Raw genomic sequence first — 26,406 nt, forward strand, 5'->3', positions numbered from 1 at the left:
ATTGCCTTATTTTCATAAATAATTCTTTATTTTTCGTTTCGCACCGCTTCAAAAGTAAACATTTGATTTGCATTTGACGGTTCTTTTTCATAAACATAGTCAGCGGAGCACGTAATGTTAGAGAAACCTATACTTTCTAACATAAGTTTAAACTCTTCTATTCCATACCAGCGCACCGCAAAGCGTTGCAATTCCGTTTGTACTAACTGCCCTTTACTCCATTTTTCATATTTTAAATATGATAGAGTAACTTGGTTCAGCCAATCTATTTCAATTGATTTATTTTCTAATGTAATTCCGTCTCCACTCGGCAAAGAAAAAGTCGATGTATGAATTTCCCCAGTTTTCCAGTCATGCGGAAGCATAATATCTACAATTAATCGCCCGCCTGGATTAAGATGTTCATAAAAACATTTCAATGCGTTTATAGCATCTGTACGATTTTCAATTAAACAAAAAGATCCAGTAGGAATGATAATTGCCTCATATTTATGTGGTAGTGAAAATTGTTGTAAGCTTCCTTCAAATAAATTAGGATGTAAGCTTCTCTCTTTACATCGCACGCGGCACGATTGTAGCATTTCAGGTGAATAATCTATTCCATCTACTGTAAAACCAGCTTCAAGAAGCGGGATGATGACGCGCCCTGATCCTACCGCTGCTTCGAGAATTCTTCCGTTGCAATTTTTTAAACGTTCTTCGTAATACTCAATATCACCATTTAAAGAATAACCAACAGGCTTAGTGAAATCATAAAGTTCCGTGCAAAGTGTACTATAAAAACTAAACATTTATTTTCTCCTCCGTTTTTTACGTACGGAAGATTTTCTTTCAATTAATCTTCCTGTACCTTTATTTTTAATAAAAATTCGAAAGAGCTGACTGTCATAATAAATCACTCGCTTTCCATATAATATAATCATATTATATTATATTCTCATCAAAATGAAAATTCAGACTTCCACAAAAAGGAGGATATGATGAATTCATTAATTATATTTCTTTTACTTCTTATTGCATTAAATGCACTAATTTTCTGTATAGCAAAGAAGTATAAACGAATATGGAAAATTGCCAGTGGCATTTTCATACTTTCTTCTCCCATTGTTTTCTTCACCACTTTGCACATTATTGGTGAAAAAGTAGGAGATGGATTCGCGGGAGGCTTTGCTGACCTTACCTTTAGTGGTCTATTAATTATGAATGCAATTTTTTATTTATTATAAGCATTTTTGTCTCTTCCAGTAGAAAATCATAATAAACTCCCCTTTTCAAAATATAAAGAGCTTACTTTGCAGTAAGCTCTTTATCCATAACTATTTATTTCACAATTGGCAATGTCACTTCACTTAATTTCACTGTAAGCTTCGTGCCCGCTTTCGGTCTAATTGTATAATCATAGTCACTAGCGATTAAAACGACTCCAATTTGATGCCCCGCTTTAAATACGTAATCATCTGGCTGCATGTCCCATGTAAATGTATAATCTTTACCTGGTTGAATCGCTGTTGAGTTTTCTATACTCTTTAAGTTTTGTGGATCCATCCAGCCTCTCGTTACAATCTCCGGCTTCGCTCCTCCATAATCAACAAGTAAAGCAGTTAAGTTCGATACAGATCGATCAATATTCCCTGTAATTGAAATCTTTGGTGTACCGCTTATACGCGTATCTTTTTGCAGTACAGGCATTGTATACACTAATCGATTGGCTACTTCGAGTTCTGGGTTTGCTACTAATTGGTTTGATTTCATTTTTGCATCATCTAAGAATGAGAAAACTTTATTTACAGAACCTCTACTTAATGGTAAATTAACGGCTTTGTTACTTAAATACATACGAACTTTTGACGGCACAGCTGTTGGATCCGGCCAGTTTTTTAATTTTTCCCACGTTTTATTTTCACGTTGTACATCAACCATTGGTTCATTCATAATTCCATTTTCAATTCCATACAACCAATAATCGAGCCATTTATTTTGTGTTCTTTGCCAGTCATTTGTTGATGTCCCACCGTGTCCACCTTGATGTAACCACATTTTACGAGGAACATTATTTTCTTCAAGTGCATCCCACCATTGCGCGAACTGCTTCGTCTTAACATTCCAATCATTTAAACCATGAACAACAAATACGCTTGCTTTAACGTCTTTAGCATCTTTTACATAATTACGTTTATCCCAAAAATCATTATAATTACCAGTTTTCCGGTCCTGTCCTGCTGTTAACTCTTTTATTACTTGTCCGCAAACTTCAGGATTTTCTCTTGTTAATACTGCTTCTGCCATATTATCTGTATCTTCTCCTTGATATCCACCTGGCGCAATGACTGCACCATTTGCACGATAATAATCATACCAACTACTAATAGCCGCGATTGGAATAATTGTTTTTAATCCTTCAACACCAGTCGTCGCAACTGCATTCGGTAACGTACCATTATAAGAAACACCTGTCATACCTACATTTCCTGTAGACCAATCAGCCTTAACCTCCTCACCATTTTCTGTATATGCTTTCGTACGTCCATTCACCCAATCAATGACAGATTTCGTTCCTAATATTTCTTGTTCGTCTCCAGTAGTCGGACATCCATCTGATTTTCCAGTTCCAATACTTTCACCTAAAATAACTGCATAGCCTCTTGGTACATAGTAATTTCCGTATGAACCAAGATTAACAGCTCCATACGGTTTGCCTTCATACGCATACAATTCTTCATCTACATTATATACAGGAACATCTTTTAAACCTGCTCGATATGGGCTCATTTCATATATAACGGGTACTTTTACATTAGGATCTGTTTTTGGGCGCATAACTTTTACTGACACTCTGTCTTTTTTACCATCTCGATCACTATCAACTTCCGTTTCTACAAATAGATTTTCGATAATTGCTTCATCAAGCGAGTAAATCGGTTTTGTCATCCCATTTTCTAATTCGATCTTCATATTAGCTTGTAACCCTTCTGAAACTTTCCCATTTAACTTCACGTCATTCTCATTTATGTATTTTGTTTCTTTACTGTCTGCATGCGCAGTTATACTAGAAACTCCTGAAGTGACTGATAAAGATAAGATTGTTGATAATGTAATTGCTATTTTCTTTTTCCCCATACTCTTTCCTCCCCATTTATTTCTCCTTTTACTATACAATAAAATTACTGAAAATTCAGTTTATATTTTATACAACAACTTGAGAAATTTGTAGAACACCCTTCCAACGGGCTTTCAAGGTTATATATTTTGAATTACTACTTACCTATCATCAATAAAAAACATCGCCTATTAATAGACGATGCTTCTACTAGTATTGAATTAATCGTTCTTCATATTTATATAAAATCGTATCTCTCCCTCTATAGTAGAAACTCCATAGTCAAAACCATGTCTTTCTAAGATGCTTTTCACGATTGCTAAACCTAGTCCTGTGCCTGAATGATCTTTACTGCGAGAAGATTCTAAGACGTAAAAAGGTTCCCAAATTTTATCGATATCTTTCATACATTCTACATTCATACCATTTTGAATTTGAAAATATACACTTTCATTTCGTTCTTCTAAAGTAATTTTTATATGTTGATTTGCCGTATATTTTATCGCATTGGATATTAAATTTTGAAACACCATTCTCATTTTATTCACATCTGCATACACAACTGCATCACCAATATTATAGTTGACATGCAAATCAATTTCTTTCGACTCTAACTCAATCTTATGCTTATGTAATATACTTTGAACTAGTGATTTAATAGAGAATTTTTCTTTTTGTAAAACATCTCTCTCTAGTTTAGAAAATCGTAATAGTTCTTCAATTAAGTTCGAAATGTGATCAGTTTGTTTAATAATAGTATCTATGTATGTACCATCATCCAAACCATCTTTGATTCCCATAGAATATGCTTTCACTAATGCGATTGGTGTTTTTAATTCATGCGTCACATCACCCATAAATCGTTTTAAATGTTCATTTCGATCTGTTAAATTTTGATGCGCTTCATGTAATTTATCACTCATGATATTAATACTATTAGCTAAGTCTCCAATTTCATCATTTGTTTTCACTTTTGTTCGTTCAAATTTCAAATTTGAAATATCTTCTGCAACATCACTTAATTCTTTCAATGGTCTCGTAATTGTTTTTGAAAGTATCCATACAAGTACGATAATAAGAAAAATCGTAATACCTAATATGTACAAATAAAATGAATTTAACGTTTTTATCACTTCATTTGAATGTGCAATCGAAACTCCTACCAAAATCAACTTATCGTCTTTCGCAATGTATTTTACAAAAAAGCTAGATTTCATCTTCTCTTGATCATATATTTTATTCGATTGCCCGAAGTTCTTTACTTTCATTATTTCTTCTTTAGTAATCCAGAGTTTATTAAGGGCAACTCTTTTCTTTGTAAGTTGCATACGTAACTCATCATTAATATGATCTTCTGAACCGTTTATCGATGTATACGCAATCGTAACATTCGCCTCATTTTCAATACTAGAAATTGCTTCATCCAGTTGAGAGCTCGGTATGGATTGTATTTGTGCTGTTATGCCCTCTAAGCTTTCTCGCGTTTTGTATATATTATATTTCGGTAAAAGATAGTTAATTAATAATAAAGAGATTGTAAAAATAAGAATAACAGTTAAAGAAATGCTGAGAAATAGCTTTTTTCCAAGTTTATTCACTCTGCTCCTCCAAACTATATCCTAGCCCGCGGTGCGTCTTTATAATATTTTCTCCTACTTTTTTACGTAATCTTCTTACATGTGTATCAACAGTTCGCTCTTCTCCAAAATAGTCAAATCCCCATACGATATCTAACAATTTTTTACGAGTTAAAATCATACCTTTATGATTTAAAAAACACTTTATTAATTCTAGCTCTGTTTTTGTAATATCTAACTCTTTGTCATTTTTATAAACTTTATTTTTAGCGAAATCTATTTTCAAATCTTGAACTTGAATGACATCATCATGCTGTATTAGCTTTTTCGCTCTAGTTATTAATACGCCTGGATGAAACGGTTTTTTTACATATTCATCTGCCCCACTTTGAAGCGCTGCTAATTCATCTTCGCTCTCACTTTTCGCCGTAAGCATTAATACTTTAACGCTTGAGCTCTTTTTTATTTCCTGACAAACAGTAATACCACTATGTTTTGGCATCATCCAATCTAAAATAGCTAAATCAATTTTCTCTTCATAAAATATTTGAAGTGCTTCCTCTCCATCTTTCGCTAATAAAACCTCGAAGCCTTCTTTCTCAAAATAAGCCTTTAAAATCCTTAACATATCTTGTTCATCATCTGCGATTAATACTCTCATACATGATCCTCCATTACTTTTAAACAAAAACCAATTGTATTATACAACTTCTTTGTTACATCAATGTGACAGAAAAATATTTGAACCTTTTAAGGGTATAGTAAAGACGAGGTGTTGTACTATGCTGAAAAAAATCGGGGTCATTACTCTACTTTGTTTTTTATTATCGACAAATGTTCTTGCAAATAGTAATCAACAAATTGAAGTGTTTGATTGTCAAAAAGAAATGGTCGTTCAAAAACAATCTTTAGATCCAGCTATTCAAAAAGAAGCTGTTCAATATGCTAAATCCATTACTGGCCCGTTCAAAAACTTAAACGTCGTTCCAAAAGATGGTCACATGATAAAAATCCCTTTATCTAAACCAGTTTCTATTACGAATCAATGGTTACATACAACAATTGATGAAGTACTTATACTTCTCCCGCTTAATCAAAAGCCTTATATTATGCTTTACGATGATGAAAATAACCCGCACTTTTATTATGTGAAAGGTGATCCGAAGGGACTATTGAAAGAAATGAATGTTAAACATAATTGACTAGAAAAAAGAGACTTCATAAGCTTATTTTTCGAAGCAGAGGTCTCTTTTTTTACTAATATAATACTTTAAAGTGACTAGATCCTTTATAAAATTCTCCTTTCACAAATCCATTTGCATTATAAAACGCATCACCTTGTTTCGTATCCGTATGCAATACAAACACTTTAAAATACTTTTCTGCATGAGATAATAGTTGGTTTAATAACAACTTCCCTAGCCCTATACGACGATAGTCCTTTGCAATATAAAATCTCCTTAATCGGCCAATCTTATTATTTTCTGTATACGGATCCTCATTTAGCCCTACTATTCCAATTAACTTTTCCCTTGAAAAATACCATATAAACATTCTCCAGTTTTATTAAATGTGTTTATTTTATTTTCATATTCACTTATTAGTTTTATTAGGAAATTAAATCCTTCTTCTTTGCTTTCTTGAACAAGATGATCGTGTTCATATATCATTAAATCTTTAATTTGTTGAATACGTATATCTATCAAATCTATTCCTCCTATGTGTGAAAATACATAAAAATGCTCAAGAACTATTTATTCTGAGCATTTTTATGGTTGTTACTTTATTCAATTCGTAGCATGCGTATTTTGCACTTTAGATAAAATACCCTTAAGCTCCAGTAAATCATCTATTACTATATCCGCCTGAGCAAGTTCATCTTCTTGTGCAAAATCAAAATTACATCCAATCGCAATCAAACCATTATCTTTAGCTGCATTTATATCAGATAAACGGTCGCCAACTACCGCTGCTTCTTTTATATCATATTTGTTCAAAATACTTTTTACTAAGTCGCTTTTATTAAGTGATTTTATTTGTTCAATACTAAATGTTTCAGTAACCCATTGGTCTAAATCATAATAAGATACGATTGCTCGTAAATATTCAGTTAAACCATTACTAGCAATATAAATTGAACAATTATTTTCTTTTATATATGCAAACACTTCTTTTACGTTCGGGTATAAAGCACCTTTTCCACTTTTAATGTTTTCAATTAGTCTTTCTAAAAAATATGCATCTGTTTGTTCTCTTATTTCAAGAGAATGATCCGGTAATAAAGCTTCCCAAACTTTCGGTAAAGGTACACCCATAATTTCACGGTATTTATCAATAGGTGTTACTGTATCCCATAATTGTAGTGATCTTAAGTGGTCAAATGTATCGTCTAACGATAATTCTAAAATTTTATCAGTTTGAAATAATGTTCCGTCCATATCAAAAATTAATGCTTGTAACATGTCACTTTCTCCTTTTGCTCTATATGTTTTACTCAGTATATTTTTCAGCATCTCAACGATAATTTCTGAACAATAATTTGCGGCAGTTTTCGCGAAGTCATCATATGAAGTTTGAGCTTCATCGTCTGCACTATCAGAAATACATCTTATAACGAGAAATGGTACGTCATTTATGTAAGCAACATGTCCTATTGCTGCACCTTCCATCTCTGTACAATGCGGTGCATATTCGTCTATTAATTTCGCTTTTAATTTTGAATCTTCAACAAAACATTCACCACTTACAATTCTTCCTTCATGAACCTCCATGTGTAAATCACTACTGTTGCATGCTGTACGTGCTAACTCAACTAATTCCTTACTTGCGACAAATTCTTCTTGGAACGGGAATAAGTTTTTCATTTGTGTTTTACTTACATCATGATGGGTAACATTCGTTGAAATAATGATATCACCAACTTTTACATCTCGGTGTAACCCTCCAGCAACACCCGTATTGATGATAGCATCTACATCAAATTTATGAATTAATGTTTGCGTACATGCGGCTGCATTTACTTTCCCTACACCAGAACGTGTAATAATTACTTCTGTTCCCATAAATTCTCCAACGTAAAATGGCATTCCCGCAATCGTCTGTTCCTCTTGTATAGCTAGTTTTTCTAAAAGTAAGTCTATTTCAATTTGCATTGCTCCGATAATGCCGATTCTGTTCATGGATGTTGTCTCCTTCTTCACTCTAAATAAGCCTCAAATATTCATCAATATCTTTAGAAATTTGTTTATAAGCTTTATCCCAAAATGCATAACTTGTTATATCTATTTCAAAATGTTTTTTCATAAGCTCTTCCACTGAAGCTTTTCCTGTTTCTCGTAAGAATTCTTTATATTTCGAATGAAAAGTACTTTTACTTTCTTGAGCTATTTCTAATAAACTAAAACTAACTAAATACCCAAATGTGTATGGATAATTATAAAAAGGAACATCTGCAATATAAAACTGAACATATTTCATCCAAACAAGCGGCTGATATTGTGATAATGCATTCCTGTATGCTTTTTCTTGCGCTACTATAGATAATTTCTCGATTTCATCAGCACTTAAAGGACCTTCTTTACACTTTTCATAAAAGTTCTTCTCAAATTCAAATGATGCTCGTATTGCCATTACATAATTAAAACTGTTTCTTATTTTCCAACTAAGCAATGACTTTTTTATATCTATACTATCTGTTGTTTGAATTAGATAGTTTATAAGCACGGTTTCAAAGAATATAGACGCTGATTCTGCTGTACTCATTGGCAAATAATCATCTAAAAAAGAAGTTGATTGTTCAAAGCTCATATTATAAAAATGCCAAGCATGTCCTAGTTCGTGCGCAAGTACTCTTACACTATCACTACTTCCATCATAACGCATTGAAATTCGCGATTCTTTCTCACTGAAGAAAGGAGCGCAAAACCCGCCTGGTGCTTTATTATCTCTCGGCTCCGCATCTATCCATCCTCTCTCTATTGCATTACGTGCAAATTCTGCTAATTCTTTATCTATATTTTCAAACGCATCGTATATGTTTTGAACTGCTACTGAAAAAGGGATATGAACCTCATTATTTTCCTTTACAGTCATAAATTCATGCCATGTAATCGAAGCTTCTTCCTTCTTATACACGTTTAAAGCACTTACTAATGTATCAAGATTTTCTTCTGTGACATTCCACATTTGTAATAATACAGTTTCAGAAATACCATTCGAATGTAGGGATTGCGTTAAAATCTCTCTATCTTCTAATTCATTACTCTCTGTATTGCGTAATCTCCCTATTTGATTTAAGACAGTAGCGAAGATTTCTTTGTCCTTATGTAAACCACTTGTTAATAACTCGAATACTTCTAATCTTTCCTTTTCATTATTACTATTCATCGCAATATTATTTGCTTGGCCAAATAATAATTGCTTATTATTGTACTCTATTTCTATCTTATTTCTTAATTGTATGTACATATTTTCTCATGCACTTAGTTCATCTTTTATTAATCTAGTATTATCGGTAATTTCCACTTCACTTTGTATTATTACCTGCTGTACTTCGCTTTTTAGTTCCTTTACCTTCACAGTCAATATAGTATTTTCAGATGAAACACTTTCTTCAGCCGATCGGCAATACAAATAGTATTCTGCTTTTTCAATAGCTTGTATAAGTTTTGAAAGGACCCCCACATCTGTTCTCTCATAATATTGTTCTTTCAATTCCAATATTGGAGTTAGAATATCCTCAACCTGATACAATTGATCTAAATCCCACCTAGCAATTTCATGCATTTTTATAGCCGCCTCCTATTTTTACAAATAGTTACAGATATTTCTCCCTACATAATTATATATGAAACGAGAAAATTTTAATATCTTTTAATATTTAGATTTCTATAGACACAGTTTTATTTATACACTTTTCTTCTGCACTGAAACGTACATAAACATAAACAGATAAACAATATAGTTACTTGAATAATTGAAAAATATACCGCACGTATATCATTAGATGAAGTTGTAAAAATCAATTCAAGCATTTTTAAGAATTGAAAATCTAAAGATTCCTTGTGAAAAATTTGAGGAGAAAATCAACGAAGAATATAGAATACTCGAATGTCATCGAGTAACAGGTGAAAGTAGCGGTTCACTCTATGAAAGAATTAGAGGAATTAATTGATATCGTTATACCATTTGGAACAGTTAAAACTTCGATGATTTTATCTTCACAAATACCGTATCGACCAATTATTACTGATTAATAAGAAAAAAGGATTGATCAAAAGATCAATCCTTTACTCTACCTCATTTAAGAAGAACAATGTTAACACACCAGGTCCTGTATGCGCACCGATTGCTGCTCCAATTGTATTTACGATAAATACTTCACACCCAAATCTTTCTGTAATTAATGCTTTTAACGCTTCAGCTGTTTCTAAGTCATCACCGTGAGTCATGGCGATTGTTTGACCTTTAAGGCCTTTTCCGCGCTCTTCCATAATATCAACAATACGGCTTAATACTTTCTTTTTCCCTCGTACCTTTTCAAGTGGTACAAGTTTTCCTTCTTCCACGTTTAAGATCGGCTTAATGTTTAGTAAACCACCGATAAAACCAGCTACTTTACTTAAACGTCCGCCTTTCACAAGGTACTGTAAGTCAGCTACAGTGAAGATGTGCTCCATGTGGTTCATTAGAAAATCAACACGTTTTAAAATATCTTCTTTTGATGCACCGTCTTTCGCCATTTTAGCAGCTTCTAGTACGACAAGCCCTTGACCAAGCGAAGCACATTTCGTATCAATAATTTCTAAATCTAAATCAGCATATGTCTCTTTCACTTCTTCTTTAATAACAACTGACGATTGATATGTACCAGACAGTTCAGATGAAAAAGCTAAATATATACAAGGATTACCTTCTTTTGCATAAGAAATAAATTTTTCTTGGAAAGTTTCAAGTGAAGGCAATGACGTTCTATAAACAGCGCCTTCTCTCATGTTTTGCAATAATGTAACTGACTCTAATGTAACTCCATCTAGATACTCTGTTTCTGCTTCATCATAAACACGGAGTGGAATTAAATCAATATTATATGCTTGCAGCAATTCTACTGGTAAATCCGCCGCACTATCCGTAATGATTTTAACACCCATTTTTAAACCTCTATTCTGTTATAAATATAAAATAATAAAATAAAAATAGTACTTTTAAATTATATACGTAAAACTTAAATGAAGAAAGGAAAACACTTTATATTGTATGCACTATTCTTCAAAACTTGAACCTTTACTAAAAATCATTCTATTTTAACTATTTATTATTCTTTCTATAACACAAATGATTTTATGATTATTTTGCATTTATATCTTTTATTTTTTAATTCAATATGGTCTTTTCAAATTTATGCTATTTAAAATTTAAAAGCCAAATCCAATAAAGGAAACGGCTTTTAAATTTTTAAAAAAATAACCAAACTTTATTTTCCATCACATTGTTTGTTTACATTATTATTTAGGCGATGTTAAATATTAGTCCAGTTATGATTAATATTTATAGCCTGTACTAGAATTAAAACAGTGAATATTTATCACTAAGAAGCAGCATATATAAAAAAACAGGTTAAATATTTTATAGAATATTTAATTTTACTAGTAAAGCTAATAAAATTTGGAGAAGAATTTGAACATTTACTGCTATGTCTGTATCCGTAGTCGTAACTGTAACATTTCTAGAATTTCTAATAACAGTTTCTTGTTTATTAACTTGTTTAACAGATGATTTTTGAAACAATTCTTGTGCTACACGGTCAGCTTTTTCACTATCTGCTATAGAAATACTTATTATAACCACGATAGCTGCTTGTAATGCTGCTTGAATAGATAACGCAGCTTTTGTATCTGTAGTAGTAACTTCTACATCTGCTGAATCAACAATTATAATAGATTCTTCAGAAATTTGATAAGTTTTACTTTCTTGCGCAGCTGCTTCTGAAACGCTAGCATTTTTAAAAGACGGATGAGGATTTGAGGAATCTAATGCACTCCACTTTTTATTTTCATCTGAATGACATGTTTTTTCCATACGTTCACCCCCTTTCAATCTAAATAATTATTAACTTGTGATTGTATTTCAGAAACAATACTTTTAATTTGCTGCTTTTTTTCTGGCGATAAATTTTTTAGTTTTTCTTCATTTATCCCATGCCTATTAAAAATATCTGAGAGTAAAAGGTCTATGATTATATTCTTTTGATCCTTATCAAACTTAAAGGAAGAAAATTTGTTTAAATCATCCATTTATAATATTCACTCCAATCAATTTTCTATAAAAATTTCAAATAACTAAGAGCATTATATGTAATTTAATAAAAATTGCTTGGACAAGTAACTTAATCTTCTATTTTCTACTTTTTTTACTAATAACTTCAAAAAGCTGGCTTCTAATAAGAAGTCAGCTTTCTTTCCTTCACTTCACATAAATATAAGTTTCATTTACTATTAAATAATGTATTTCATCTTTATTTGTAGTTTTCCACACTTGCTTTTTCATTTATCTTGAATATTAATTCAGTCATAATAAGAAATCCAAGCTTGTACCACATATTACAACAAAAAACATTTACTTAGTGTGAAACCTTATAGCTAAATATCAATGGAATAGATACTTTATAAAATGTTTAGTTTAACTAATAAAGCTAATAAAATTTGAAGGAGAATTTGAATATTCACTGCAATATCTGTATCCGTAGTTGTTACGGTTACGTTTCTGGAATTTTTAATAAATGTTTTTTGTCTATTAATTTGTTTAATAGATGATTTTTGAAATAATTCTTGTGTTATTTTATCTGCCTTTTCACTATCTGCTATAGAAATACTTACTACAACCACAATAGCTGCTTGTAATGCTGCTTGGATAGATAACGCAGCTTTTGTATCTGTAGTAGTAACTTGTACATCTGCTGAATCAACTATTTCAATATATTCCTCAGAAATTTGATCGATTTCATCTGTTTGTATGGCTTCCTCAAAAAAATTTGCATTTTTACTAAACGAATAATAATTTAATGATTCGCAATATTCTTTCTTTGGTTCGCAATCCTCTTTTTTTGGCTCACAATCCTCTTTCTTTGGTTCGCAATCCTCTTTCTTTGGTTCACAATCCTCTTTCTTTGGTTCACAATCCTCTTTCTTTGGTTCGCAATCCTCTTTTTTTGGTTCACAATCCTCTTTCTTTGGTTCGCAATCCTCTTTTTTTGGCTCAGGAACTCGTTTTTTCGGCTCAAACTCCCGGTTTAATGGATCCCGATTTTTCTTTCTTCTACAAACTTCACATTCACACATAAAATCACCCCTTTTAGTCTTAAAATTAGCAATATTAAAATATCGACTAACTACTAGCATTTTATGTATTTTTTTAAAATTTGTTTGGACAAGTAACTTAATCTTCTACTTCTTTTTCTAATAAAAAAAGCTGCCTTCTAATAAGAAGACAACTTTCTTTGTGACTACTCTAGAATAGATTTCATACAATATAATTGTTCCTTCCTTATAACCTAAGTTCGTCACTTTAGTTATAAAAATGTGGGTATATCCTATAACCTTTTTAGGGATCATCCATAATTTATTTCATAAAAAGTGCTTTGTTTTACTGAAAGGTGGTTGCGGAAACAACCGCCTTTTTATTCGGAACAAAATAAAACTTTTATATAAAAGGCCCATAATTAAATACACTTAACTTCATATGATATATTGCATCCTTTCTTTTTAGAATGAGTAGTCGTTACTGAAGGGCACTTTTCGAAGTGCTCTTATCTTTAAATCCCTTTTCTTTTTCAGGAGGTTTTTTTTCTAAATCCTAATACAATTTTTATCACTCAGGCTGGTGATTATTATATTTCCTTACTAGTTCCAACAATATAGTAGCTACACCAATTAAAATAAGCCTATAAACTCTATACGCTTAAATAATAATGCGTTACCAAACACACGAAATAGTTTTACACTAAATTCACAAGGTTCTTACCCTCTTTTAGTTGAAGTAATCATTTTAATACCAGCAAATCCACACCTTCAACTAACAAATTTAGCAAATGTGCTATATCAAGGTTCTTTTGATATAGCATCTTATGTTTTATATAATAAAGATAGTGCTAGTATTCCGAAGGAGGATGTCTATGAGTATTCAAATGGCTACATCTAACGATTTAGAATGGATTAATAATCAATATGACTCAATAGGATTTGTACGAAGTGATTTAAAAAGAGATAAAGTTGCAATCATTACATACAACAACGAGTATGCAGGTGTGGGACGATTAGTCCAAATAGATGATGATACTATAGAAATGGGTGGAATTTTTATTCTCCCTCAATTTAGAGGGTTACATTTAGCTGGGGAACTTGTATCATTTTTAGTAGAAACTGCGAAAAAATTACAAGTAAAAAATGTGTATTGTCTTCCTTTTGAGGAATTAGAAAACTTTTATAAGAAATATGGCTTTACTGAAGTTGATGCTACAAAAGAGGTTATCCATCCAATTATTCTAAAAAAATATAACTGGTGTTTGGATACTTATGATAAACATGTTTTACTATTTAAGTTGTGAGTTTCTAAATTAGGATTTAACACCTTGTATTTCCCCACATGTAAAAATAGATTTATCACGTTTCACCTAGTTAATTAACGTATTGTTAATTACTACATTGGCAGTATTTCACTTCCAATGCATGTTAGCTAGCTTGTTTGCAGACTTGCTAGCACTTTTTGTGTTTTTCTATTACAAACTCCTAAAAAAATTCAACTGATTGATAGTGAAATAATCATTTATGTAATTCGCACACGAACTTCCTGTTCTTGTAATAATTGGACGTTTAGTTCCAATATAATATTTTGCATTAACTGGTAGATCTTATCATGATTTTCACTTTGTTCTGATGTAAATTCAATACACTGAAATATATAACCTTCTACACGTAAGCTTCCTTTTTCAATTATAGATGGATTTTTTCCTTTCTTTATTATTTTTGGCAATAAGAATTCTTTGTTTGTTACAATAATTTCCTGTGATACTTCTTTTATTTCTATAACTGTTTCTTTAAAAACGATCTTTTCTATTAGACTAATTTCACCTTTATACCTCCCTATTTCAATTGGTAATTTCGCAGTTATATAATTATTTACATCTGCTTCAACTTCCTTCTCTAATATTATACCGTGGATAGGAATCCATGAAGATGAGCCTACCCAACCCTCTTCAACATTCCCTTTTTCTTTTTGATTAGAAAGTTCTAAAAGTACCCTCTTTTCATGTAGGTTTGAAGAAACTAAATTACAATCAATCTCTCCATGATAATATTCCATTGTAGTTAGTAACGTAGAATCCAGCTCACGCCCTCTTGCATCTTCTTCATTACGAAATACATATACTTCTTGATTTTTCACATTCATATTAGGGGATTTTTTAAAACTAGTAACATCTGAAATAATAGAAAATGGGGTTTTCACTTCTATTGAACGTTCTGAATTCGCTATTTTTGATTCAGAATCTATACTTTTCCCCTCTAATACACTCGTTTTATGTTCTTTTCCTAGGAAAATTTTTTCAATTTTTTTCTCAGATTCATTTGCTTTTTCTTCCTTTTGGGGCTCTGGTTCTTTATTTTCTTTCTCTGCTTGTATTGCTTTTTCTTCTTTTTTTGACTTTGTTTCTTTATTTTCCTTTTCTGCTTGTATTGCTTTTTCTTCTTTTTTTGACCCTGGTTCTTTACTTTCTTTCTCTGCTTGTATTGTTTTTTCTTCTTTTTTTGACTTTGTTACTTTACTTTCTTTCTCTACTTGTATTGCTTTTTCTTCTTTTTTTGACTTTGTTTCTTTATTTTCCTTTTCTGCTTGTATTGCCTTCACCTTACGTTCTGGTCCTTTACCTTCTTTCTCTACTTGTATTGCTTTCTCTTTTTTCTCTGAATCTGTTTGTTTACTTTTCTTATTTTCTCTTATTTCATGAGATTGCTCTTGATCAATCAGTATCTCTCCTTTGTAAACTTTGTTCCATATTTTCTTACCAACCCATGGATTTTTCATCACCATCCCCCCACCAATGAAACTCATAAAAATATATTTTTGTACGCGACCATTTCATTATTATATATGTTTTATAAAACGAAAAAAAACATTGTCTTTTTATCAAAGACAATGCTTTTTTAGTTTTACACTCGTACTTGTTGCACTTGTAAAACTTTCACAGTAAGATCCAGTACAATTTTCTCACGAAGAGTCTCAAATGATTCGTTTAATTCTGTTGGACAAGGAGAGAAGTCTAATTCAAAAAATTGAGCGCTAACTAATTCGCAATATGGTTGTTCATTATAAAAAACAGTATTTTCAAAGAAGTATTTGTCTAAACGTGGTAAGTCACCGTTATTAGGATTAATAAAGTGAGATGTAGTATCTGAGGAAGCAGCTACTATTGCTAGTGATAGAAAATCTGTTTCTGTTAAATCTGCAAAACCAGAAAATGGAACATTTGCGATACGATCAAATAGTACTGAATTACATCCACTACCTGCATATTCAATGTTTTTACGAATATATCCTTGTACAAATAACTTTGCTCTTGTAACTCGGCGATAATTTGTACCTGGTACTGGAGTGAATGCTACTGGAACTAACTTACACTGTGTTAAAAATACGTTTTTTAACACACGTTTAATTTCGGATGCTGCAGGTGCTAATGGAACATCTGATTCTACAACAATTTGAATTGTTCTTTCGGCTAATACCACTGGAATTTTTACAATCGGTGCTCCTGGTGTAAGAATTGGTGCTGCTGCCTCATCACTTAATGGTGTTTGGGTTTGTCCTACCACCTGACATGGTACATTAATTGGACATTGTTCACTCATAATATATAATCTCCTTTATAAAAAAAATTAGAGTTTTTCAACTCTCTATACTGTATATGTACTTTTTCTATTAATGCGTGGGTTTGTATCATAGTCACTTTTATCATTTGCAAAATAAGAGATTCATTTCCCCTTTATAGTTAAAAACATATAAATTAATAAAAGGAGCCTATACTGATATCTATCTATATAAAATAGAAGGTCTCGACTTTTTTCTGTTAGAGCTAATAGGTGTTCCAAAATTAATTTTTCAAGAGTCTTTTATTCCATCTAACAAAGGATAATATTTAATAAGAACCATTTACCGACTTTTTAATATCCACAAAATAGAAGGTCACGACTAATTTATCTTTTTATAAAAAATAAAAACGGACTAAAAAAGCCAGTTTTTACACTCAATATATTATAAAATATTCTTATTATTGAACTAATTATTTTATTTTCTAATGTTTTGATAGAGTTTTTAAAAACTCTATCAAAACATTCTAGTTATCTGTCTTTCCCTTTAAACTCTTTACTTTGTAAACATCTTACACTCTCTGCCCATTCATCTATTATCCACAAAATAAGTATCATACGCCTTATGAAAAACATATCCTAATTTTTCAGCTAGTTTAGCAGATGTAGTATTCGCAGCATCCCAGTTTGGATATATTCCTTTTTCTAGACAGTCCAAGATTAACGCCGCACTAACTATAGTTGCCAATCCTCTTCTTCTATGATTGTGATCAGTCGCCACTTCAATTTCAATCCCATTATCATAAATGCTATATGATGATGCACCGCATACAACTTCTCCTTTATACAAAATACTATATCCTATACCTCGGTTTATATAATCTTCCACTGATTGAAATTGACTTGTAAAATCTTCAGAGACTTTATGTAATGTAGGGTTATTTATGATATGTTCATCTATTCTTCGTAACTCGTATCCTTTTGGAAGCGCTGATATAAAAGATTGTAATTTTGAACGATCAAAACCTTCCGCATTACGTTTGAATTTATACCGTAAAAACTTATCTATTTTTCTTTCGTAACTTGTTTCTAAACGCTTTTTCCACTCTTCACTATTTACGATTACTAACATTCTCTCAGGAATGTTACGTACTAATTCTTCTGTTTCTTTTGCATTCGAATCCCCAGCGTAAAATGTGAAAATCCCTACCGTAACTTGCGCTACTGTTGGATTTTCAAGATCATTTACCCAGGCGGTACCCATATGTCCTTGTAAATAAGAAAGTAAAACAACGTTATTGAAATCCTCGAATATAGTAACTAATTTTTCTCTCGTATGTATATTCGCTTCATATATCATTTACATTCCTGCTTTCTTTAGAATCAATGCACTTCTACTTTTTTATAAGTCCTTTTATTCTACATATAAGCAAAAGTCTACTACACTCCATATATTTATAAATTATTCATAAATATAAAATTATTATAACATCTAATAATAGGTAAAAGACTGTCCAGTAAAAAGGTTTACAGATAATATACTTCATAATAATTCGCAATCTAAAATCTTTTATTATGTAAAAACCCTCAACATTAGTTTAAGGGTTCTTTTAAATATATATGTTATGACTCATTCTTATTAACAAATGATTCTGTTCCTCCGTTTTTATATATTTTAGTCACTTTAACAACTGATGTGTACGTATTATCGTCATTCGATATCATCTTTTTCATATCTTCTATCTCCGCATTACCAGTTCCACTCTCGATTTTCAAACATCTCGAAATGTTGAGGTATCCACTCGATGCGAAAAGAATAATAATCGTAACATCAGGGAAATTAATGAACAGTATTCCAAACTTTAAAGGATTCGCAGCCGTATCAGATAAAACTAACCGAAAGTTTAATAGTTCAGGCACTTGAACAAAATCTTTAGAAACAATCGCTTCCCCCATTATAGTAATTTGTTTTACGACATTCCCCATCTCATCTATAAATTCAGTACAACTAGGTGCATCAATCGTTTTTGCTTGTAGTGATACATTCAATTCTGGATTGTGAAAGTCGAAAAAGAGCGTACTTCCCTCCGTTAAACATTGCGGACACACATTTCCAAGAAGACAAAAATCCTCTTCAATAAATTTAACTTTCGTTTTACAACTACAAACCTTTCCTATTCGAATTGCATCAATCCTAGAGCAATCTACAAAGATAACCTCATTGTCCTCTTGTACGAAGGATACGATACCATTCCTCTTATTAAATGAAAGAAAATAAGATACACCAATTCCTTTTCCGGCAATTACAATACTCTGAACTTTTGTAAAAGGCTCTAGACTTCGTAAAAATTCACAAATGCTATTTTGGCAACATCGATAATTTCGTTTCGGCTCACAACCCACTTACACCCCATCCCTTCCCTATATGTTTTATCTAATACATATAATATGAGCGGAGTATGAGAAAAGCTTGGACAATATAACTTTAACGGAAGGAATTTACACTAACACCAAGGAATCATACATATTTTTCGCTATAAATACATATAACAATTTCATCTTTCATGAAAAAAACGTTATAATGAAGTGTAGCCTCTACGATTACGTTATAAAGGAGATTAAAATAATGGCTAAAATTAAAGTATACCAAGCAAAAGAAGAAAATATGGAAGCAGTAAAAAACATTATTGATGTTGAGGAACAAAACCCGACTGCTGAAAACTTACAAAATCTATACGCATGTGTATTAGATACTGAAGATATGGCATTGCCTGAATCATACATTGAAGAAGATATCTTAATTGATTCTATTGAAGTTATGGTTAACGCTTCTCAAAGCAAAGTAAGAGACTTAGGTGCTTACGATGTAATCGAAGTACAAAACAAAGGTAAGAAAACACAAATTTTATTATTAGCAGACGAAGAATACGAAATCATCGAAGGCTAATCTAAATCCGTACATACGAAAAAGCTCCCTTCCAATTGGAAAGGAGCTTTTTCATTATGCTTTTGATGTTTCACTCTTTTTATTCGTTTGTTGTTTCTTAATAACCATGCGCTCATTTCCCATAAAGAAAATAAATATGAATGCTAAACCAGCTGGTACCAATGCCCACATAAATGTTTGGACAATAGAGCTAGAAAGAGCGTCAATAATTTTATCTAATATTTGTGGCGGAATTTGAGATCTTGCCGATTCTGATAGAATAGCTCTTGAATCTCCTAAAGCGTTTGTATTCATTCCCCCGCTCATACCTTTAAACGCCTCTTCTAATTGATCTTGGAAACCTGTTCTTTGGATCATTCCGAAGATTGTAATACCTAGTGTCATTCCTAACGAACGAATGAAGTTACTCGTTGAAGTCGCAGATCCTCGCTGTTCCATACCAAAGTTGTGAATAGCTGCCATACTTAGTACAGAGAATGAGAATCCAACTCCAAATCCGATAATAATCATATACACTGTTAATAATGCACGACTTGTTTCTGGCGTTAATGTGCTTAATAAGAATAGTCCAATTAGCATAATAACAGCAGAAATAATCATAATGTTTCGGTAGCTAAGCTTCGTCGTTAAAAATCCGCCTAATTGCGCAGTTACGACTGACCCTAACATCATCGGTAAAAGTAATAGTCCTGAGTTTGTTGCACTCCCGCCGTATACCCCTTGAATGAATAACGGTATGTAAACAGTTGCTGACATAAACGCAGCACCGTAACATAATGCAATAATAGTGCTCATACCGAATAATCGCTGTTTAAACATTTCAAATGATATGATTGGCTCTTCTACTTTTCGTTCAATAAAAATAAATGCAATAATTAAAATAGCGAATCCACCAAATAAACTTAAAATAAAACTAGAATCCCAATCATACTTTTGTCCACCAAGCTCTAAAGCAAACATTAAACAAACTACTGCACCAACTAAAGTAATTGCACCAACTAAAGTAATTGCACCAAACCAGTCAATTCTTTGCTTTCTATGAACTCGTGACTCTTTATAAAAGAATGTAATAAAAATAAGTGCTAAAACGCCAAGTGGCAAGTTAATATAAAATACCCAGTGCCAGCTAATATAATCTGTAATATACGCACCAAGTAATGGACCAAAAATACTGGATAAACCAAATACCGCTCCGAATAATCCACCCATTTTCCCGCGCTTTTCTGGAGGGAAAATATCAAAAACGATAGTAAACGCGATCGGCACTAATGCCCCGCCGCCAATACCTTGAATGGCACGATAAATACCTAACTGTGTAATATTTTCAGCAGTACCACAAAGTGCCGAACCAATCATAAAGACAATTAAACCGAAAATAAAGAATCTCTTTCTGCCATACATATCTGATAGTTTACCGAATATCGGCATACCTGCCATTTCTGCGACCATATAGGCAGAAACGACCCATACAAAGTTTTCAAGGCCTCCTAAGTCACCAACAATCGTTCCCATCGCTGTTACGACGATGGTATTATCCATTGATGCCATTAAAATGCCTAGCAATAAGCCCGCCACAACAAAGCCGAGCTTATTATTCTTCTCAACCATAATCTTGCTCTCCCTCGTACTACTTATATTTGTTTATGTTCTTTTACAACTGCATTACCTTTTTGGTTAAAGATAGTATGATATTCTACAACACTAATTTCACACCCTGGACCAATAGTAACGTTGTTTCCTCTTACTACTTCAGCGATAGTATGCTCTAAATAAATTTCATCTCCTTCAATGATAGACGTTTGGAGGCTTCCAGCATGACTTGTAAATGGAATAAATCTCGCTTTTTTACGAACAGAAATCTTTTTACCACCGATTCCTCTCACTTTGCTCCCTTCATAACGAAGTGAAATTTCAATATTTTCAGCATTAAGTAATCCATCACTTTCAAGACCACCCGTTAGTGATAATTCCTCTACTTCAATATCTCCTTTCACATTTAAAGCGCCTTTCACATCTACGAAATCACCAGTAAACTTTCCCTTAACTTCTATCATACCTCTTACTTTTGTTTTTTCAATATGTGCATCACTATGCATTTGTGTGTTTCCATATACTTTTACATATTCCGCAGTTACATTTCCTTGTACTTCACTATCACCATACACGACATAGTTTTTCACTTTCATATTACCGCGTACTTCACTCGTGCCGTACGTTTTAAATTCATTACAGCTCATATCATTAGAAATTGTTCCTTCACCGCGTATCTTCACTTTGTTATAATCCCCGCCTGCTGAACTACCAGAACCATTGACAGTAAGACTATGTGAATGTTCCATATTACTTTCTCCCTCCTATTAAACCTGCTTTATTTCTTTTACATTTGCACTTTTATCAACAGTTAGAACACCCGTATATTCAACCAGTTCAATCTCACAGTTCGGTCCTACTGTAACATTATTTCCTCTTACCGTTCTTATGTGAGCATAATCAATATCGATATTATCACCTTCTAACAGTTCAGCTTCTAATTGTAAACCAAATACTGATTTAAACAGTCTACTAAAAGTACCCATCCTATGTTTTACTTTAATCGTTTGACCACCAATTTCTTTCGCTCGACATGTACCGTGAATATTTATATTTATTTCATCCGCGCTTAATAATCCACCAATTGTAAACTGTCCATCAGAAGAAAAAGTATCCACTTCACAGTTGCCATCAATCGTCGCTTGACCATTGATTTTAAATTCTTCACCAGTGACATTCCCACCTATCGTACCTTTTCCTGCAATTTTCAAACTGCTTGCCTTCACATCTTTCGTAATAGTTGCTTTTCCATCAATTCGCATCGTTTCAGCATGAACTGTGCCATCGACTTTACCAGATCCGCTAATTCGTGCACTGCTACTTTTCAAATCACCAGTAACTGCACCGTAACCGTTACATTCAAATTTTTCACATTCAACATTTCCATTCACAGTCCCTTTTCCATTTAATTGCACTTTATGAAACTCGCCGCCATTCGATGAACCGTAACCATTTATAATTAAATTTTCTGTACGCATAATTTCTCCCCCACTACAATAGTTTCGTTTTTAATGCTTCGGTATATTTCATAATCGCTTCGCGTAAAACAATTTTGGTGCCTTTTTCAAAAATTAAATCGTCTACGTTTGAAACTAAGAAACAAGTAGAAATCCCTAACTTTCGGACGATAATTAAATCACAAGTTTTATACTTAATCGCTTCATAATTTTCACATAATACTTGCAAGACCATTTTTCCTTCTTCTAAACTAATCTCTCCCGATTGTAATAATTCTTCTAACATATACACATACAGAATATCTGCAAACTGAAACTCTGTTGTTTTATTCGTTTGTTCTATAAAGAATTGTAAAACTGGCTCTGATGCAATCCCTTTACGTAATATGTCTTCCTTTGTTAAAAGGATTTCTCTTACACTTGGTGAAAACATATTTGCTAGTTCATCAAGTGATAAATCCTCTTTCATCGTTTGGATTTTATCAATACGCTCTAAAATCTTTTCTTTCGGAAAAAATGTCTCTTGACCCGTGAATGTTGACTTTCGTACAAACCAATCTTCCGGTATTAAATTTTTTCTTTTCCATCTATATAACTGTCCGTATGAAATACCAGTTAGCTCTAATAAATCTTTTTTTGAAATTAAATCTGTACTCAACTGTATAACACTCCTTCCTGATAACAATGTAACATAACACTGTTACGCTGTAAATAGACTTTTATCATAAGTAGCGTAACAATGTGTAAAACAACCCTGTTTCATACACAAAAACAGGGTTCTCACGCATCTAATAAAATGCGTAAAAACCCTTATATATCAACATGTAAACCATATTTCATAAAAATCAATCCACCCTTGTGAATTAATCATTATATTTTGTACTTTTTCATGAGAAGTTACTTGTTGTTTGTTACGGTATAAAGGAATTATATGAATGTGACGTAACAAAGTGTCTTCAATACCGCGTAACAATGTAACTCTTTTCTCTAATTGTTCTTGTTTAAAATAAAAGGACAATGTCTTATGAAAGTCCATGCTGCTTTGCCCATGAATAAAGCTATTTTTTGTAAGAAACATATATAGAAGACTATCTTCAATTCGTTCGCTAATAGTTGCACTATCATGCATCATATCAGCCTTTTGTATCGTACTCATTTCCAATAACTCTTCTATTTCAAGAAAATTAGCTTCTACACGGATCCCGTACTTCGCACACTCTTTCTGTATCCATTGTGCATCTTCTATGTGATCTTTTCCTGTAAATGTATAAAGTTGTAACACTTCATTATGATACGTACTCCTTTTCATTAAACAAGCTATATCTTCCTCAGTTTCTACTATGCTTTCATTTGCTAATATTAGTTTCTTTGCCACTTCTCCACGTTCTCCGCCGAGTTCTTGAACAATTTTATCGCCATGAATAATTTGATATAGCGCCTTTCGAAATAGCTCATCTTGCATTGGCCCTTCTTTTACAAGATTACACGTTACATATGTTACGTTCGATTCAAGTCGAGAAATTTCTTTATTATGTTTTTCTTTATCTTTATATTGCGCCTTTACTAACACGTCATACGTATTTACACTTTGCTCTACATTCATTAGTTCAATTCGGTCAAGAAAAGGTCTTTCACGATAATATAAATTATGTGCTTCTAGTACAAATAAATTTGCATTCTTCTCTCGTAATAGGAAAGGCCCTGTACCAATGAAGTTTCCCGCATCATCATGTACGATAGAACATTGTTCCGCGCTAAGCATATGTAAAAATATCCTATTTTCTGTATGTAATCCAATTTCAACAACATATTCATCAACTGCTCGGACATTTTCAACATGTTGCAACATCCATGCGTGTGGGTTGTTTTCGGCTTTCATAAATCGATTCAATGAATATATAACATCATGTGCAGTAAGTCGTTTTCCATTATGAAGATAAACACCTTTTCTTAAATAAAATGTCCAAACTTTGTCAGCATCATTATATTCCCAGTGAAAAGCAAGCCTTGGTTCAATAGAGTTTGTTTCCTCATTTACATATACGAGTGTATCAAAAATATGTTTAACCATATGACATTCCGATCTCATTGTAGCGTAAACCGGATCTAAAGAGATGTCCAGTTTCATTTGTACTTGTAAACGAAGAACATCTTTTCTTCCTTCAGGTGTCCTTTCTATTTGATGACCAAATATGGAATCTACCCAAACTTCATACTCTTTCTTTACTACAGGAAATTGTGAGCTGTAGCGTTCCACAAATGAGATTCCACTTTTCACATCACCTTTTTTCGTTAGTTCTTTTCCTCTCTCTAAAATTAATGTCATCGGATGCTTTTGAAATATTAATTTAGAACGATTCCCTCTCCCGCGCCCTGGAAACCAAGTAATCCAATGTAACTCTTCTAATTTTTTTATAATTAATTTACTATTACGCTCCGTACAAAATAATGCTTCTGCTATCATCTGTACTGTTACTTCTAATTGCTCTCCTTCTCGTCTCCCTTTACCATAGGCATACCATAGTTCAATATATTGATCTAAAATAAACATCATAATCCCCCTAAAAGGTGAAAAATACCCCCATTTGTTTCTACCCTTTTTCCATTTCTCCTTTCATCTTATCATTTCAATATAGAAAGGAGGAATTAATATTGAACAATCTCTTACTACGTTATAACAAACCCATTATTATAAGATTGTGCGGCGAATTTTTAACCCGAACAACTGAGTCCATGTTAGCTCTCATAATGATTATTTACGTTAATACAATGTTAAACGGTAATATAATAATAACCATGCTCATTTTCGGTCTACAACCTCTTTCAGACATCGTATTTACACTTATTGCTGGGGGAGTTACTGATAAATATGGGCGAAAGAAAATTATGTTACTCGGCTTATTGCTGCAAGGCGTTGCAATTGGCAGCTTCGTATTTGCTCAATCTGTTTTTATATTTGCATTGTTATACGTCATAAATGGGGTGGGCCGTTCCTTATATATTCCCGCTCAACGTGCACAAATTGCTGATTTAACAAAACAAAAACAACAAGCAGAGATTTTTGCTCTTTTGCACACCATGGCTGCAATTGGTTCCGTAATTGGTCCAATAATAGGTGCTATCTTTTATCGTACTCATCCTGAATATTTATTTATAATGCAAAGCATTACACTTATGGTATATGCAGTAGTTGTATGGACCCAGCTCCCAGAAACCGCTCCAGTACTTACAAAACCTAAGCCAAAATTTGAAGTATCATCTCCAAAACAATTTGTACACAAACATTACGCTGTTTTGGGACTTATGATTACTACACTTCCTATTAGCTTTTTTTATGCACAAACTGAGACAAATTATCGCATTTTCGCTAAAGATATGTTTCCAGATTTCGTATTCATACTCGCTTTTATTTCAACATGCAAAGCTATTATGGAAATCATTCTGCAAATTTTCCTCGTGAAATGGTCTGAACGATTTTCCATGACGAAAATAATACTTATTTCTTACATCTGCTTTACGATAGCTGCAATTGGCTATGGATTTTCAGTAACAATCTTGTCACTATTTTTCACATTACTCTTTTTAGTCATTGGTGAAAGTATCGCTTTAAACCACTTACTTCGATTCGTTTCAGAAATCGCTCCTACAGATAAGCGTGGATTGTATTTTTCAATTTACGGGTTACATTGGGATATATCTCGAACGTGTGGTCCTGTACTTGGTGCGGTATTATTAAGTCAACTAAATGGTAGCATGCTATTTTATATTTGTGCTTGTTTCTTAATAGCCGGAGGCATTATGCAAGCTCTATTTGTTCAAAATCTTGAGCATAATAAACTAAAAAAAGACATTTCGGAGCATACTCCTCATATTTTATAAGCTG

At 32.5% G+C, this 26,406-nt stretch carries 22 protein-coding genes and 4 pseudogenes; 6 read left to right on the top strand and 20 right to left on the bottom strand.

Annotation, left to right across the window (positions count from 1 at the left end):
* Positions 1 to 26 precede the first annotated feature (26 nt).
* A complete protein-coding gene (locus AC3WTI_RS05100; RefSeq protein WP_087956065.1) occupies positions 27 to 791 on the bottom strand; it encodes a class I SAM-dependent methyltransferase in 765 nt (254 codons plus the stop codon).
* A 189-nt stretch (positions 792 to 980) separates the two neighbouring features.
* Between AC3WTI_RS05100 and AC3WTI_RS05105 the strand changes: the two are divergent.
* Positions 981 to 1,258, top strand: a pseudogene (locus AC3WTI_RS05105) (hypothetical protein).
* A gap of 62 nt (positions 1,259 to 1,320) precedes the next feature.
* Here the strand turns inward: AC3WTI_RS05105 and AC3WTI_RS05110 are convergent.
* The 3 genes from AC3WTI_RS05110 to AC3WTI_RS05120 form a co-directional block, all read right to left on the bottom strand.
* A complete protein-coding gene (locus tag AC3WTI_RS05110; RefSeq protein ID WP_253621579.1) occupies positions 1,321 to 3,117 on the bottom strand; it encodes a Xaa-Pro dipeptidyl-peptidase in 1,797 nt (598 codons plus the stop codon).
* A 201-nt stretch (positions 3,118 to 3,318) separates the two neighbouring features.
* Positions 3,319 to 4,695, bottom strand: coding sequence for a sensor histidine kinase (locus tag AC3WTI_RS05115; RefSeq protein ID WP_087956063.1), 1,377 nt, complete (start codon positions 4,693 to 4,695; stop codon positions 3,319 to 3,321).
* On the bottom strand, positions 4,688 to 5,335 hold the full coding sequence (locus tag AC3WTI_RS05120) for a response regulator transcription factor (RefSeq protein WP_087956062.1): 648 nt from the start codon (positions 5,333 to 5,335) through the stop codon (positions 4,688 to 4,690). Before AC3WTI_RS05120 ends, AC3WTI_RS05115 begins: the two co-directional genes overlap by 8 nt.
* A 121-nt stretch (positions 5,336 to 5,456) precedes the next feature.
* Between AC3WTI_RS05120 and AC3WTI_RS05125 the strand changes: the two genes are divergently transcribed.
* Positions 5,457 to 5,876 (top strand): hypothetical protein, encoded by a 420-nt coding sequence (locus AC3WTI_RS05125; protein WP_087956061.1) that lies wholly within the window; start codon positions 5,457 to 5,459, stop codon positions 5,874 to 5,876.
* 55 nt (positions 5,877 to 5,931) lie between these two features.
* Here AC3WTI_RS05125 and AC3WTI_RS05130 read toward each other — a convergent pair.
* The 3 genes and pseudogenes from AC3WTI_RS05130 to AC3WTI_RS05140 form a co-directional block, all read right to left on the bottom strand.
* Positions 5,932 to 6,380: pseudogene (locus tag AC3WTI_RS05130) on the bottom strand (GNAT family N-acetyltransferase).
* Positions 6,381 to 6,461: 81 nt separating this feature from the next.
* Positions 6,462 to 7,853 carry a 5'-methylthioadenosine/adenosylhomocysteine nucleosidase gene (locus tag AC3WTI_RS05135; RefSeq protein ID WP_087956060.1) on the bottom strand — a complete coding sequence of 464 codons (1,392 nt, stop codon included), beginning with the start codon at positions 7,851 to 7,853 and terminating at the stop codon, positions 6,462 to 6,464.
* A 22-nt stretch (positions 7,854 to 7,875) separates the two neighbouring features.
* Positions 7,876 to 9,459: pseudogene (locus tag AC3WTI_RS05140) on the bottom strand (M3 family metallopeptidase).
* Positions 9,460 to 9,645: 186 nt separating this feature from the next.
* On the opposite strand from AC3WTI_RS05140, the pseudogene AC3WTI_RS05145 reads away from it, so the two are divergent.
* Positions 9,646 to 9,929, top strand: a pseudogene (locus AC3WTI_RS05145) (Lrp/AsnC ligand binding domain-containing protein); the annotation flags it as partial.
* Positions 9,930 to 9,962: 33 nt separating this feature from the next.
* Here AC3WTI_RS05145 and AC3WTI_RS05150 read toward each other — a convergent pair.
* The 4 genes from AC3WTI_RS05150 to AC3WTI_RS05165 form a co-directional block, all read right to left on the bottom strand.
* A complete protein-coding gene (locus tag AC3WTI_RS05150) occupies positions 9,963 to 10,823 on the bottom strand; it encodes a DegV family protein (protein WP_087956058.1) in 861 nt (286 codons plus the stop codon).
* 475 nt (positions 10,824 to 11,298) lie between these two features.
* Positions 11,299 to 11,751 carry a spore coat protein gene (locus AC3WTI_RS05155; RefSeq protein WP_087956057.1) on the bottom strand — a complete coding sequence of 151 codons (453 nt, stop codon included), beginning with the start codon at positions 11,749 to 11,751 and terminating at the stop codon, positions 11,299 to 11,301.
* A gap of 14 nt (positions 11,752 to 11,765) precedes the next feature.
* The gene (locus AC3WTI_RS05160; RefSeq protein WP_000342253.1) at positions 11,766 to 11,966 is read right to left on the bottom strand and encodes a spore coat protein W; all 201 of its coding nucleotides are present in this window, start codon (positions 11,964 to 11,966) and stop codon (positions 11,766 to 11,768) included.
* Positions 11,967 to 12,335: 369 nt separating this feature from the next.
* Positions 12,336 to 13,010 carry a spore coat protein gene (locus AC3WTI_RS05165; protein ID WP_097841135.1) on the bottom strand — a complete coding sequence of 225 codons (675 nt, stop codon included), beginning with the start codon at positions 13,008 to 13,010 and terminating at the stop codon, positions 12,336 to 12,338.
* A gap of 833 nt (positions 13,011 to 13,843) precedes the next feature.
* On the opposite strand from AC3WTI_RS05165, the gene AC3WTI_RS05170 reads away from it, so the two are divergent.
* The gene (locus tag AC3WTI_RS05170) at positions 13,844 to 14,275 is read left to right on the top strand and encodes a GNAT family N-acetyltransferase (protein WP_060631217.1); all 432 of its coding nucleotides are present in this window, start codon (positions 13,844 to 13,846) and stop codon (positions 14,273 to 14,275) included.
* Between the two features lie 218 nt (positions 14,276 to 14,493).
* Here AC3WTI_RS05170 and AC3WTI_RS05175 read toward each other — a convergent pair whose 3' ends face one another.
* The 4 genes from AC3WTI_RS05175 to AC3WTI_RS05190 form a co-directional block, all read right to left on the bottom strand.
* On the bottom strand, positions 14,494 to 15,750 hold the full coding sequence (locus AC3WTI_RS05175; RefSeq protein ID WP_492304342.1) for a BC_2427 family protein: 1,257 nt from the start codon (positions 15,748 to 15,750) through the stop codon (positions 14,494 to 14,496).
* Between the two features lie 125 nt (positions 15,751 to 15,875).
* Positions 15,876 to 16,571 carry a CsxC family protein gene (locus AC3WTI_RS05180; RefSeq protein ID WP_001975871.1) on the bottom strand — a complete coding sequence of 232 codons (696 nt, stop codon included), beginning with the start codon at positions 16,569 to 16,571 and terminating at the stop codon, positions 15,876 to 15,878.
* A 547-nt stretch (positions 16,572 to 17,118) separates the two neighbouring features.
* Complete coding sequence (locus AC3WTI_RS05185; RefSeq protein ID WP_097841137.1) at positions 17,119 to 17,889, bottom strand: GNAT family N-acetyltransferase; 771 nt, start codon at positions 17,887 to 17,889, stop codon at positions 17,119 to 17,121.
* Between the two features lie 263 nt (positions 17,890 to 18,152).
* The gene (locus tag AC3WTI_RS05190; protein WP_097841138.1) at positions 18,153 to 18,932 is read right to left on the bottom strand and encodes a BC_2878 family exosporium-associated protein; all 780 of its coding nucleotides are present in this window, start codon (positions 18,930 to 18,932) and stop codon (positions 18,153 to 18,155) included.
* Between the two features lie 223 nt (positions 18,933 to 19,155).
* Here AC3WTI_RS05190 and AC3WTI_RS05195 point away from each other — a divergent pair, with 223 nt between their 5' ends.
* Complete coding sequence (locus tag AC3WTI_RS05195) at positions 19,156 to 19,476, top strand: hypothetical protein (RefSeq protein ID WP_001062733.1); 321 nt, start codon at positions 19,156 to 19,158, stop codon at positions 19,474 to 19,476.
* Positions 19,477 to 19,530: 54 nt separating this feature from the next.
* Here AC3WTI_RS05195 and AC3WTI_RS05200 read toward each other — a convergent pair whose 3' ends face one another.
* The 5 genes from AC3WTI_RS05200 to AC3WTI_RS05220 all read right to left on the bottom strand — a co-directional run bounded on the left by AC3WTI_RS05200 (position 19,531) and on the right by AC3WTI_RS05220 (position 25,074).
* Positions 19,531 to 21,084, bottom strand: a complete 1,554-nt coding sequence (locus AC3WTI_RS05200; RefSeq protein ID WP_253621581.1) for an MDR family MFS transporter — start codon at positions 21,082 to 21,084, stop codon at positions 19,531 to 19,533.
* A gap of 23 nt (positions 21,085 to 21,107) precedes the next feature.
* Positions 21,108 to 21,815: a cytoplasmic protein gene (locus AC3WTI_RS05205; protein WP_087956050.1), complete on the bottom strand. Its 708-nt coding sequence runs from the start codon at positions 21,813 to 21,815 to the stop codon at positions 21,108 to 21,110.
* Between the two features lie 18 nt (positions 21,816 to 21,833).
* Entirely contained in the window at positions 21,834 to 22,544 is a 711-nt protein-coding gene (locus AC3WTI_RS05210; protein ID WP_087956049.1) for a bactofilin family protein, read from the bottom strand.
* A gap of 13 nt (positions 22,545 to 22,557) precedes the next feature.
* The gene (locus tag AC3WTI_RS05215) at positions 22,558 to 23,181 is read right to left on the bottom strand and encodes a YhbD family protein (RefSeq protein ID WP_087956048.1); all 624 of its coding nucleotides are present in this window, start codon (positions 23,179 to 23,181) and stop codon (positions 22,558 to 22,560) included.
* A 159-nt stretch (positions 23,182 to 23,340) separates the two neighbouring features.
* Positions 23,341 to 25,074: an ABC transporter substrate-binding protein gene (locus AC3WTI_RS05220; RefSeq protein ID WP_087956047.1), complete on the bottom strand. Its 1,734-nt coding sequence runs from the start codon at positions 25,072 to 25,074 to the stop codon at positions 23,341 to 23,343.
* Between the two features lie 101 nt (positions 25,075 to 25,175).
* Between AC3WTI_RS05220 and AC3WTI_RS05225 the strand changes: the two genes are divergently transcribed.
* Positions 25,176 to 26,402 (top strand): MDR family MFS transporter, encoded by a 1,227-nt coding sequence (locus AC3WTI_RS05225; RefSeq protein WP_097841140.1) that lies wholly within the window; start codon positions 25,176 to 25,178, stop codon positions 26,400 to 26,402.
* Positions 26,403 to 26,406: the final 4 nt, after the last annotated feature.

The sequence above is a fragment of the Bacillus sp. EB106-02-03-XG38 genome (assembly GCF_058792175.1).

Bases quoted from the DNA above. Each gene is read 5' to 3' on its own strand.
- AC3WTI_RS05185 (WP_097841137.1), bottom strand. From the start codon at position 17,889: ATGATATATGAAGCGAATATACATACGAGAGAAAAATTAGTTACTATA.
- AC3WTI_RS05165 (WP_097841135.1), bottom strand. From the start codon at position 13,010: ATGTGTGAATGTGAAGTTTGTAGAAGAAAGAAAAATCGGGATCCATTA.
- AC3WTI_RS05100 (WP_087956065.1), bottom strand. From the start codon at position 791: ATGTTTAGTTTTTATAGTACACTTTGCACGGAACTTTATGATTTCACT.
- AC3WTI_RS05155 (WP_087956057.1), bottom strand. From the start codon at position 11,751: ATGGAAAAAACATGTCATTCAGATGAAAATAAAAAGTGGAGTGCATTA.
- AC3WTI_RS05160 (WP_000342253.1), bottom strand. From the start codon at position 11,966: ATGGATGATTTAAACAAATTTTCTTCCTTTAAGTTTGATAAGGATCAA.
- AC3WTI_RS05135 (WP_087956060.1), bottom strand. From the start codon at position 7,853: ATGAACAGAATCGGCATTATCGGAGCAATGCAAATTGAAATAGACTTA.
- AC3WTI_RS05125 (WP_087956061.1), top strand. From the start codon at position 5,457: ATGCTGAAAAAAATCGGGGTCATTACTCTACTTTGTTTTTTATTATCG.
- AC3WTI_RS05220 (WP_087956047.1), bottom strand. From the start codon at position 25,074: ATGTTTATTTTAGATCAATATATTGAACTATGGTATGCCTATGGTAAA.
- AC3WTI_RS05110 (WP_253621579.1), bottom strand. From the start codon at position 3,117: ATGGGGAAAAAGAAAATAGCAATTACATTATCAACAATCTTATCTTTA.
- AC3WTI_RS05205 (WP_087956050.1), bottom strand. From the start codon at position 21,815: ATGGAACATTCACATAGTCTTACTGTCAATGGTTCTGGTAGTTCAGCA.
- AC3WTI_RS05150 (WP_087956058.1), bottom strand. From the start codon at position 10,823: ATGGGTGTTAAAATCATTACGGATAGTGCGGCGGATTTACCAGTAGAA.
- AC3WTI_RS05180 (WP_001975871.1), bottom strand. From the start codon at position 16,571: ATGAGTGAACAATGTCCAATTAATGTACCATGTCAGGTGGTAGGACAA.
- AC3WTI_RS05120 (WP_087956062.1), bottom strand. From the start codon at position 5,335: ATGAGAGTATTAATCGCAGATGATGAACAAGATATGTTAAGGATTTTA.
- AC3WTI_RS05170 (WP_060631217.1), top strand. From the start codon at position 13,844: ATGAGTATTCAAATGGCTACATCTAACGATTTAGAATGGATTAATAAT.
- AC3WTI_RS05175 (WP_492304342.1), bottom strand. From the start codon at position 15,750: ATGAAAAATCCATGGGTTGGTAAGAAAATATGGAACAAAGTTTACAAA.
- AC3WTI_RS05210 (WP_087956049.1), bottom strand. From the start codon at position 22,544: ATGCGTACAGAAAATTTAATTATAAATGGTTACGGTTCATCGAATGGC.
- AC3WTI_RS05200 (WP_253621581.1), bottom strand. From the start codon at position 21,084: ATGGTTGAGAAGAATAATAAGCTCGGCTTTGTTGTGGCGGGCTTATTG.
- AC3WTI_RS05195 (WP_001062733.1), top strand. From the start codon at position 19,156: ATGGCTAAAATTAAAGTATACCAAGCAAAAGAAGAAAATATGGAAGCA.